Genomic DNA, 11,033 nt, shown 5'->3' with positions numbered 1-11,033 from the left:
AGTATTCCTTGGGTTGGTTTGTATTTATTCTAATTTATATATTGATATTCAAGGGCATATAAAATGCATCAGCACATATTAGCGCTTTATAACAGCGCAAAAAAACAACAAAAACTAATAATAGGTTTGATGAGCGGAACATCATTAGATGGGCTTGATGTCGCATTATGTAAAATGTCAGGCAATGGAATGAATACTCAGATTGAGTTGCTTGCTTTTGAAACAGTTGATTATGATGATGATTACAAACAAAAAATAAAAACCGTATTCGCAAAGCGCGACTGCGACCTTGAACTCGTTACTTTATTAAATCCGTGGATTGGCGTTTTACATGGAAAAATAGTTAACCAATGCCTAGCTAAGTGGCAGCTAGGCGCAAAGGATATAGACGTTATAGCAAGTCATGGGCAAACAATATACCACTGCCCTAAAAGTCAGCATCAACATGCTGATTTTAAGCATGGTACTTTGCAAATTGGAGATAGCGACCATCTAGCAGTCACAACAGGCATCACTACAATCGGTGATTTTCGCCAAAAGCATATTGCAGCAGGAGGCGAAGGCGCACCACTGGCGGTATATGGTGATTATTTGTTTTTTACTAGCCCCGCAGAAAATCGCATTTTACTTAATATGGGAGGAATTGCGAACTTAACATACTTGCCTAAAAGTGCAGATCCAGAGGCGGTTTTTAGTTCAGATATCGGTCCAGGTAATACCATCATGGATGCGTATATTCAGCGTTTCTTTGCACCACTGCATTACGACCGTGATTCGTTAGTCGCAAATCAAGGCTCAATTAATCAACGATTACTTGATGCATTATGTGAAAACACATTTTTTGCATTGGGTTTTCCCAAAACTACCGGGCCCGAAGTCTTTAATTTACAGTATTTAGCGACAGCACAGGCAGCAAGTGAGACAACGCATTTAAGCCATTTTGATGTGATGGCAACTTTAAATCGTTTTTCAGCGCAGGTTATCGCTAATGCCATTAATCAATGTAGCGTTAACCTAATTAATGTCCAGGTATACGCAAGTGGCGGTGGAATTCATAACCCATTACTCATGAAACATATTTTGGCATTATGCCCACAACTTGACGAGATCAAGAATACTCAGGCACTAGGTATTAACCCTGATGCAAAAGAAGCGGTATTATTTGCGATTTTAGCGAACGAGTGTCTTGCGGGGGAAAAACAGCGTTTTGGCAATCAAACACAAGGGATCCCCAATATTACAATGGGTAAAATTAGTTTTGCAGATTAAAAAAAAGATAAAAATGAGCTACTAAAGCTGCTTAGATACTGGCGAAACGAAAGGCTTTTAGTGAGTGCCAGTGGTGTAGGATCGTCAGATACGTAACCACACTTAAAAGCATTCACTGAGACGTCAAATTGAGCGCTGTCTTTGAGCGTTGCATGTAAGCCATGTAACATCATTTGTAATACGTAATCATCGCTACAGGTTACTTTATCAAACGCTAAAATGATTGTGCCTTGTTCTAAATCAGCTTGTTTTAACGTATACGTCACAAAATAGCGTGCATTTCTAGCCGCTAAATGTGTTGCACTTAACGAAATTATGTCACCTTCATGGGCATCATCAGGTAATACACATAAAAAACTAATTTTATGATCTGAATTTGCATGCAATATTAACGGATCATACTCAGTGGTATGTGCCATAGCTGCTGATAATGGATCTTCATAAGATTGCAGTGCAAATGCAAGTTGCACCATGGGAGCTGTCATTTATGTGTGTCGTCTGTACGTGATTAATTATATCGGATAGAAAGTATCCACTATTTAAATTACAGAATTATGACTATTGATTAAAACAGTATTATTTAAACGTACATTTATGAAAATTAGTTACTTCTCGCTTCAAATAGGGATAGTTACTGTCACTATAAGCTCAGATCTTCAAAATCTTACCTTTCTTAATCAGGGTATATGAGAATAGGCTCCTATCTATCGTCCAGTTGTTTGGTTTAAAAGTGACGCTCCATTTTGAGGTTGCTTGAGTGCTTAACTTAAAAGCTATAGTGACTTATTGTAGGCCCTGCGAAACTCAGCTAGTGGACTAATGCGAACCCATCTGAATAAATACATGATAATTATTTTAGTTATACCGCTCACTAAAGCAAGTACAATTAAAGGCCAACCTTGACTGATGCCCATTGATATCGCGAATGCTATAGTGGAAACGTCCATCATTAAAATAAATTGACTCATTCGGATATCGATTGCGCCAGTGTTTCCTGTATTCATAATTAACTTTATTTGGTGGATATAGCCTTGGGCTAATAAAAAGGTTATTACCAAAATCAAGATTGTAGACAAATTTTCACTTTGACCAGAAAAATTGTCTTTGAAAATAAACCCTGTAATGCCAAAGATAAAACTACATCCGATGAATAAAATGCAAAAATATGAAGTTTTTGATTTTCGGTCGAGCCACATTTCAAATAATATTAAAGTAACCAATATTGAAGCAATAAGCCTTGGCCACACGATGTAATGATTTAATGGCTCTATGCTGTATCCGTATATAAAAAAAGAAAAATATGCTAGAAAGCTCATTGTGAACTGGTTTTGAGATAAAACATTAGTCGCACTAGGTTCTCCATCTTTTTTTCTTGCCCAAATTTTATTTAACTGCAAAAAAACGCCATATAGACTAACAAAAATAAAGAGTGTGTTGATTGTTCCAAATAAGTTATACCACATATTATCTCCCTGAAGTTATTGTCGACAATGTATTATTTTAATTTGTTCATTTCAAGTTAAATATTTTATTTTAGCTTTTATTGTCGACATTGCTGTGATTTACCCGCGGTTATGGATGGCATGAAGGGTTAATTGATATTGAAGGTTTTGATTATAAATGATGCCTATCTATTTTAGACACTCGCATTATTTTACTGTTTGGGTATAGTCACCGCATTAACTCATAAAAGAATTTAATTATGCTTAAAAATTTACTCATGTTATGTACTTTGGTGTGTTTGTCTTGGAGCGCCAGCGCCAGTGATGAAGCGCCATTTAGTGGTGATATTTCAGCGTCTACTTTATTGGCAGATTACAATAAGTTTAGCCAAGAGTATGAGCGCTTTACAGCAACGTCAGATGAACTCGAATTAATCCAAAAATTAGCAGGAAAAGACATTTTGGTGCTATTTGGTACTTGGTGTCATGATAGCCAGCGTGAAGTGCCTCGTTTACTCAAATTATTAGAAAAATCAAAAGTGGCCGTGAATAGTTTGCAGCTAATTGCAGTGGGGTATAACAAGAAAGACCCTGCAGGTGTTGCATCGGCACATGAACTAAAATACACGGCAACAATGATCGTCATGCAAGAAGGTAAAGAGCTAAGCCGTGTTGTTGAAAAACCTAAAAGCTCCCTTGTTATCGATTTAACAAATTTTGATGAAGAGTAACTGACTTAATGAGTGATAAAATTATTGCAGCGATAACGGTCTTCGCGGTTTTTTTATTTGTGAGTTTGATAATTCACTTTGCATTAAAAAAAATTGAACGCCGTTTTGATGGTAATACAGCGGAATCCTTCAGGTTGATTTCAAATTCACAAAAAGCGATTCTGATTTTTATTGGTACAGTTCTGGCTTTATCAAAACTCGACTTTGATGTGACGGGTTTAGTAGCAGGATTAGGATTAACGGGGTTTGCACTGGGATTTGCGCTTAAAGATGCAATATCTAACTTAGTCGCAGGTATTATGATTGTGCTTTATCGGCCTATTAAATTAGGTGATAGTATCGAAGTCGCTAGCTGCAAAGGCGTGGTTGTTGATTTAAACCTCAGATACATTACCTTAAAAACAGATGGTTGTCGTCACTTAGTACCCAACTCATTAATTCTTAGTAATAAAGTCACAATAAATAACCCGTAACAGTTTAATAATTTTTACACCGCATGGAAGATCTTCTGTTCTTTCAACTAGCTAATTACTAATGAGCTGATTAAAATAGTCTATAAATTTAACCGTAGTGACCACCCGAATGTTTGAACATGTGATAGCGTTAATTGATGAAGCGAATAGCGAAGATCCAAACTGTGAAGAGTTTGCAGGAAAAAACTGGCCTAAAGAGCGACTGTATTCAGAGCGTATGACGCAGATGTTGAACCGTTTTAACGTTGATGCTGATCCGTTAATGCATATTGCCGTTAGAGCTCAGCATATTAAACGTTGGTGTTCGCCGCGCAGTGATTTTCCTATGGATAAGCAGGGTTATCATCAGTGGCGCAGTGCATTGTATGTTTTTCATGCAAAAACAGTGGTTGAACTCATGCAACAAGTGGGGTGCTCTGAGGTTGATCAACAGCGCGTGTATGAAGCGGTGGCTAAAAAGCAAATCAAACGTAATCCTGATAGCCAATTAGTGGAAGATATTGCCAGTCTGGTGTTTATTGAGCACTACATGTGGGCATTTGCACAAACAAAGCCAGATTACGACGAGCAAAAATGGATAGGTATTTTGCAGCGTACGTGGCAAAAAATGTCTATAGAAGCACATGAATTTGTACTCGGGGGGCATGTGATTTTACCTCAACCTTTAGTGCCATTGATTGAAAAAGCATTGTCAGGAAAATAATATTCTTATGAGTGAAAAAGCAACTTAGTCTTCGCTAAGTTGCTTTTTTTCAGTATGTAGTTTGGCTACAGTTAGTTTATTAACAGCCAGCGGTAGGGTCAATTCCATATTTTCCAGTGTTTCTTTAATTTGATTTTTCAGTTCAATAGTTGTCTGTTTTTGTAGAGCGTTTAATACTTGCGTTGTTTGCAGGTTTACTTGTTCATTTAATTGAGCTTCATTTGGACTTAATAGCATTAGTGTAAGTAGTAGCGTATTCATTTTCATCTCCTTATTTAAATTACCGCTAAGATAAGGAAATTTGATGACAGCAGCGTGTGGCTTATATTGCTGCTTTGTTAAACTTTAATGGTGTTTTGATGAACGCCTTAAAGCTGCACTAAACAGATCAAAGTGCCTTCAGTTGCACGCACGTAAGCATAATGGAGAGATTCTTTTTGGCAGGGTGGACAAAGTGGTTCAGCCCCAGCTAATACTGCTTTATCATAGCTTTCACTTAAATTATTACATGTAAAACGCAGCTCAAACCCCAATGCGGGCTGCTTTGGGTGCGCGCGAATATAGCCTTGTTTAAAATGAGCTTGCGCATAGGGGTGATTAGCAAATGCTATTTTTACATTGCCGGTATCAAGTTCACCGTACTCAGCGTTATCACTTAATGAAAAAGTAATAAAACCAAACGCTTGATAATAAAAATCTAATGTTTCTTCCACGTTATCAACATAGATAACGTTAGTCATAAATTGCATATTATTCCTAAAATCACCTTCATCCATTAAACATAGCCTATTGACGCTATTTTAATAAATTATTTGAGCGCAAATAAAAAATTAGAATTAATACTCAAATTGCTATTGAAAATGATAATGAGTTGCATTAGGATCTGCGTCAAATTGACAGGGGATTGACATGAAATTAAAATTTTTATCTATAGCAATAAGCACAATACTTCTAAGTGGGTGTGGCGGCTCAGGTTCTGAGTCAAACTCCGTACCACAATTTTCTCAGGCGACGTATTCTTCATCATTAAATGAAGATTCAAACGTGACATTAACGGTAAATGGAACAGACGTAGACAATGATCAACTTAGTTACTCTTTAGCGAATGCTGCGAGTAATGGTAGCGTGAATGTTAATACCAGCACCGGCGAGGTGACGTATTTACCGGATAGCAACTTTAACGGCGCTGACTCGTTTCAAGTGATGGTGTCTGATGGCAAAGGCTCTGCAACAACAACAGTATCAATCGACGTGTTAGCAGTGAATGATACCCCTGTTATTAGTATAGATAAAGTTCAGGTTAGTGGCGGCGAGACAAAAGTTGGAACGGTAACCGCTACAGATATCGATGCAGATACACTTAAATATACAATTTCAAAACAAGCTGTTAATGGTGAGCTTACGCTTAATTCAGACACGGGTGAAATTACCTATACGCCGACTGCTTTGACCAATGCAGTTGATAACTTTGAACTAACTGTTGATGATGGAAACGGTGGTATTGTAAGTAAAACACTCGAAATATCGGCTAATTTATCGACTAATTCAGATCGTGCTTATTATTATTACGCGTCAGAACAATCACATTTAAAGCGCTCAGAGCAGCTTACTACTACGTTACAAAATGACATTAATATTGGTGAAGTAAACTCAGCTTTGGCAATAGGGTACGCAGAAGCTGGTTTAGAGAACGAGGCAGAGCGTTTAATTACACAAGACAGCATTATTCGTGATGAAATACGCGCTTTAGCACTTGTTAATGTTGCTAATCAATACACTTTATTAGGTAAACTTGAAAGAGCGAATGAGCTTAGATTAGAGGCAAGTAACTTATACTCTGCCTATATTGCGACCAAAGGCATTTCGGCATTTACAGCAGACGACCAAGACTTTTTCTACTCTTTAGCTAAGTCATACCTAAACGCGGGTGAGCCAACACTTGCACTACAAAGCTATAATATTCTAGATATTTTATTAAGCTCAGCCCTTGATGAAGAACAGACTACTCAAGCGCTGCGATTATTTTTTGGATTTAGAGATACGGTTGAAGATGTAATAAATATTTGGCTTGAAACCCGTACTGAGCAAGATTTTCAGTATGCTAAAAATATGGCGGATAGACTATATACATTTGCCAATAAAATAGGTTACAGCTATGTGTCGAACGACAGAAATGGCAATGAAGGGGAAAAATATTACAGTATACGCCTTGTAGCATTAACTAATGTTGTAGAAAACTACATAACATTAAATGAAATAAATGACGCAAAAAATGCAATAGCGGACGCATTAGCTTTAAATGGCGTTGTTAATTACGATAATACATACCCTCGAGAAGCAGATGAATATGCGCAAGTTACCCTTACCGAGTACCCTTTTGGATTAATAGACTACGCCAAGCATTTGGTGACACTTTATCCCGAAATAGATATTGAAACAGTACTATTAAGTAAGTTTGACAAAGATAGTTTTCACTATAATTGGGCTAAAGAAGATGCAGAGGAAGCACGTTTATTTGCATATGTGCGCAGCATTGAAGATGCAGATGAAAGTTTAGCGCTAATTCTTGCACAAAAAGATGAGAGTGATTTAAGAAATTTATTTACAACAATTACGTCTTTTAATAGTTCTAACCCTGGTGGTTCTGCAATTTTGATTGAGCAAGGGCGTTATGCAGATGCAGCAAAATACATCGCAGAGGGTTTAAGCGTTTTAAGTTCTGAAAAATATTTAGCGCAAAATATAGCAAAACAAGCATTTGTTACTGGTGTCACGGGGTGTCAGCTTATACTGAATCAGCTATCAACAATAATTAGCTTTACGGATGAGCAAAAGTACATCGATCAAGCCGTATCAACCTTAACGGTGTGCCGCGAAATTTCATTGCAAAAATATGGGCAAGTCAGTGGTACAGATGTAACCGCTAACCACATTGTTGATTCAAGTATTGATTTGATTAAATACCATTATTTATTAGGACAAGCTGAACTAGTAAGCCCACTAGTTGAAAAAGCACAAAGCTTTATTACAGCATACGATGACAGTCAAATTACGCAAAAATTAAGAGACACAGGTAAACTAGCTGCTGCTTTTGCCTACGGCGGTGACTTTGCTACAGCGCTGACTCATTACACTGAATATGTAGAACTAATTAAAGAAATAGAGTCGTTGGTAAGCAGTGAATATCAGTTTTCAGTGACACAAGACTATTTTGAAGCAACCACTACAAAAGATGATTACCGCTTTGAATCCTACTATAGGTTATTGCTTAGACAAGCTGGGAGAATTAATAATTATCAGCAGCTTCGTGAAGAGTCGGCAACTTTATGGGCAGATTTAGTGAAATGGAATACCACTCGTTTAGATGAAGCCTCACTACAAACGCAGTTACAATATTATCCACAGTTTGCTGAGCAATACTTGGCAATTGGGCAATTTGATAGTGCAATTGAGCTAAAAGACAAAGATTCACTTGGGGTGGTTGAGCACGACTCTATTTTGACTTCTGTGATTGAATCCCTAAGCCAGTTTGATGCGTTTACGGGGGATAACATTGCCACCGTAGATACAGATAACGATGGTAAAGCAAACTTCTTCTTACCGTATGCAAGTGAGCAAATGATTGAAGAGTCTACAATTGAACTTGATTTAGATAGCGATAACGATGGTGTTGATGATCTAACTGATGCTTACCCATTAGATAAGACACGTCAGTGATGAGTTTTATAAATTCTACTCTAGGCATCGTTAGCTTTGCGCTCACGATGCCTATTTATGCACAGCAAGCCGCAAGTGATGATAAAGAAATTACTGATAGTCGTTATGAAACGTGCGATGGTCAAGATTCTCATTGTGTTAAAAATATTGAGGTTATAGAGGTTAAGGGAGAAAAGTTAAACCCTATCTCTATGGGGGCTCAGGGTGTATATACGTTAGATCGTAAGTTAATTAAAGATTATCGTTTTGGTAATGGTAATTTAAATGATCTTTTAGGTGTTTTACCCGGCGTGCAATATGGAGAGTCTGCTTACACGGCTGAACAAGTAAGCAATATTAAACCCGCTGAAGTGTCTATTTCAGGCGCTAATGGTCGTGCTACTGCTTACCTCATTGATGGTGTTTCGAATAATTCAAACTTAAACAATGTAGCAGGGAACACCGATAGAAATTTACTCCAAGATGTTGCAGGTCATAGCCAAGAAGTGTTTTTGAACCTTGACCTAATTGAAAGTATAGAGGTTTACGATAGTAATATTCCTGCCAAATACGGCAATTTTAACGGTGGTTTAGTACAAGCACAAACTCGTAAAGCGCTTGATAAGTTATCGTTTGGGGTAAGCTATCGGCAAACGGCTGATGACTGGGTCGAGTATCATAATTATTACTCACCTGATTTTGATGGCTCAGACATCTTAGACAATGCGGTGTTTCAAAAACGCGATTTTAGTACTTATATTTCAGCACCAGTTACAGATAAGCTCGGTGTTGTGGCACAGTTTCAATACCTAGAATCGCAAGAAAGCTTAGAGCAATTAGGTGCGTTAAGCTTGCAAGAACAAATTAACCACAATGGTTTTATTAAATTTGATTATGCCTTAACTGCAAATGATGATATTTCACTGAGCTATTTATTCGCGCCTTATGAGGGAAATTACTTTGATGTTAATGCGCGTAATAGCGATTATACCATTGAAGGTGGGGGCACAAATGCGGCACTTACTTGGCAAGCAGATAGAAGCTGGGGCTATATTAACTCTCAATTAAGCTGGCGCAGCAGTGAAAACTCAAAAAATGCGAATTCAGCATGGTACACCTGGTTAAATACCGCAGGTAAAAGTTGGGGTGAATATGATGGGTCTATAAACAGTCTGGAAGGTGGCTTTGGCGATATCAAGAAAACTCAACAAACACTTAGCGCTAAACAGGATTTTGAAATCCCTTTAGCAAAAGTATTGGACGGTGATTATAGGCTTTCAATAGGTTATTCACTAGAGCAGCAAACATCTGTATTTGATCGTTTAGAAGATGCCATAGTGTATAACGGGTCAATTATTTCCCCGATGGTTGATTGTGCAGGGTATCAGCTTGATTGCGTAGAAACACAGCTTTACAGATCTATCGCTGATCTAGAAAAAGAGCTAGGACGTCCACTTGATCTGCAAAACAATGACGATTTTTTACTGTATCAAAGTAATATTCAACAAACAGGGCAATATTTTCAAAGTCGCCAAGTAACGCCAAAAGCTAAAGCAGAAGCGCAAGTAAACGTGTTTTCAGCCTATCTTGAGAATCAACTTGAGTGGCAAAACTACTCATTAACATTGGGCTTTAGGTACGATTACAATGACTTTTTTACTAATCATAATTTAGCACCTCGTTTACGCGGCACTGTTTCGCTGTTTGAAGGAGATGGAAAAATTGTACTTGGTGCAAATCGCTATTACGCAAGTGATGCAATTAATTATAAATTAAATGAAGCGATGCTCCCAACCCACAGTGAAGTGAGGGCTATTTATCAGCATCGGCCTCAGCAATGGCAAGCTTCACTTACGAACAGTGGTTATCGCTATGTTTATAATGATTTAGAAACCCCGTTTAGTGATGAACTCACAGCCGCTTATCGACATCAACTGTTCGGTGGAACGCTCGAGTTAAAGTGGCTGTATCGTGATCAACAAGACAGTATAAATCGCGTTAGAGGAACCAATGACCTAGGTGAGGCAATATTATATGGGGCTAACTCAGGCAGTAGCGAGTATCAACGTTATAGCCTTTCATGGATGGCAACATACGATAATCAACATATTGAATTTAATGTATCACATGCAAGTAATACCACAAGCGCTGATCAATTCGATGGCGAAACGCGCACTTATATTAACAGCAACGATTATTTCCTAAATTTTTCGTATGACGATAATGAACTGGTTTATTTAAGATCTGATAATTATGAATTGAGTAGTCGAAGTGTGAACGATACTTATCACTTAATTACTCGTCATGATATGGAGCTTGAAAAACAAGATTTTAACCGTCCAATAATCGCTAATTTAAGTTGGGGTGGCGATTTTGGTAATTGGCAGCTGTCTGTCTATGCGCGCTTTAATGGTGCGCAGGATGTGGTTTACGCAACAGGCACCACAAAATCAGTCAATGAAGCTACCTCTATCTGCGATGGCTGTGCACCAAACCGAAAAGAATACCCCGTGTATCGAATAGAAAAACGGCCAAGTTTTTGGTTACTCAGCGGTAGCGTTAAATACTCGTTAGTAGTAGCACGTGATTACACGATGACTTTAAGTTTTGAAGGTGAAAATATTTTAAACAAACGCACGCATCAAGTTAGCCCTTATACAACAGGTGTCGAACTTGGACGACGCTTTTGGTTAGGCATTAATTTAGATTATTAAGAGGA

At 37.8% G+C, this 11,033-nt stretch carries 10 protein-coding genes; 6 read left to right on the top strand and 4 right to left on the bottom strand.

The features are described from left to right. Positions 1–63: 63 nt before the first annotated feature. Positions 64–1,269, top strand: coding sequence for an anhydro-N-acetylmuramic acid kinase (locus ADS77_RS00705; RefSeq protein WP_054452356.1), 1,206 nt, complete (start codon positions 64–66; stop codon positions 1,267–1,269). Here the strand turns inward: ADS77_RS00705 and ADS77_RS00700 are convergent. Both ADS77_RS00700 and ADS77_RS00695 read right to left on the bottom strand, forming a co-directional pair. Then, complete coding sequence (locus ADS77_RS00700) at positions 1,266–1,754, bottom strand: hypothetical protein (protein ID WP_054452354.1); 489 nt, start codon at positions 1,752–1,754, stop codon at positions 1,266–1,268. The genes ADS77_RS00705 and ADS77_RS00700 overlap by 4 nt on opposite strands. 288 nt (positions 1,755–2,042) lie before the next feature. Beyond that, positions 2,043–2,732: a hypothetical protein gene (locus ADS77_RS00695; RefSeq protein WP_054204066.1), complete on the bottom strand. Its 690-nt coding sequence runs from the start codon at positions 2,730–2,732 to the stop codon at positions 2,043–2,045. A gap of 239 nt (positions 2,733–2,971) precedes the next feature. Between ADS77_RS00695 and ADS77_RS00690 the strand changes: the two genes are divergently transcribed. The 3 genes from ADS77_RS00690 to ADS77_RS00680 all read left to right on the top strand — a co-directional run bounded on the left by ADS77_RS00690 (position 2,972) and on the right by ADS77_RS00680 (position 4,618). Beyond that, a complete protein-coding gene (locus ADS77_RS00690) occupies positions 2,972–3,442 on the top strand; it encodes a TlpA family protein disulfide reductase (RefSeq protein WP_054204067.1) in 471 nt (156 codons plus the stop codon). An 8-nt stretch (positions 3,443–3,450) separates the two neighbouring features. Next, positions 3,451–3,915 carry a mechanosensitive ion channel family protein gene (locus tag ADS77_RS00685; RefSeq protein ID WP_054204068.1) on the top strand — a complete coding sequence of 155 codons (465 nt, stop codon included), beginning with the start codon at positions 3,451–3,453 and terminating at the stop codon, positions 3,913–3,915. A gap of 109 nt (positions 3,916–4,024) precedes the next feature. Continuing rightward, positions 4,025–4,618 (top strand): DUF4202 domain-containing protein, encoded by a 594-nt coding sequence (locus ADS77_RS00680; RefSeq protein ID WP_082355571.1) that lies wholly within the window; start codon positions 4,025–4,027, stop codon positions 4,616–4,618. 24 nt (positions 4,619–4,642) lie between these two features. Here the strand turns inward: ADS77_RS00680 and ADS77_RS00675 are convergent, their stop codons facing one another. Both ADS77_RS00675 and ADS77_RS00670 read right to left on the bottom strand, forming a co-directional pair. Beyond that, positions 4,643–4,879, bottom strand: coding sequence for a hypothetical protein (locus tag ADS77_RS00675; protein ID WP_054204070.1), 237 nt, complete (start codon positions 4,877–4,879; stop codon positions 4,643–4,645). Positions 4,880–4,986: 107 nt separating this feature from the next. Further along, the gene (locus tag ADS77_RS00670) at positions 4,987–5,367 is read right to left on the bottom strand and encodes a VOC family protein (protein WP_054204185.1); all 381 of its coding nucleotides are present in this window, start codon (positions 5,365–5,367) and stop codon (positions 4,987–4,989) included. A gap of 160 nt (positions 5,368–5,527) precedes the next feature. On the opposite strand from ADS77_RS00670, the gene ADS77_RS00665 reads away from it, so the two are divergent. Together ADS77_RS00665 and ADS77_RS00660 are read left to right on the top strand one after the other, a co-directional pair. After that, positions 5,528–8,335 (top strand): cadherin-like domain-containing protein, encoded by a 2,808-nt coding sequence (locus ADS77_RS00665; RefSeq protein WP_054452350.1) that lies wholly within the window; start codon positions 5,528–5,530, stop codon positions 8,333–8,335. Beyond that, positions 8,335–11,028 carry a TonB-dependent receptor plug domain-containing protein gene (locus ADS77_RS00660; protein WP_054452348.1) on the top strand — a complete coding sequence of 898 codons (2,694 nt, stop codon included), beginning with the start codon at positions 8,335–8,337 and terminating at the stop codon, positions 11,026–11,028. The genes ADS77_RS00665 and ADS77_RS00660 overlap by 1 nt, the downstream gene beginning before the upstream one ends. Positions 11,029–11,033: the final 5 nt, after the last annotated feature.

The organism is Pseudoalteromonas porphyrae (genome assembly GCF_001298125.1).
GTDB lineage: Bacteria > Pseudomonadota > Gammaproteobacteria > Enterobacterales > Alteromonadaceae > Pseudoalteromonas > Pseudoalteromonas neustonica.
Note: the sequence above shows the minus strand (reverse complement) of the source record. Positions and strands in the feature narration are given on the sequence as shown.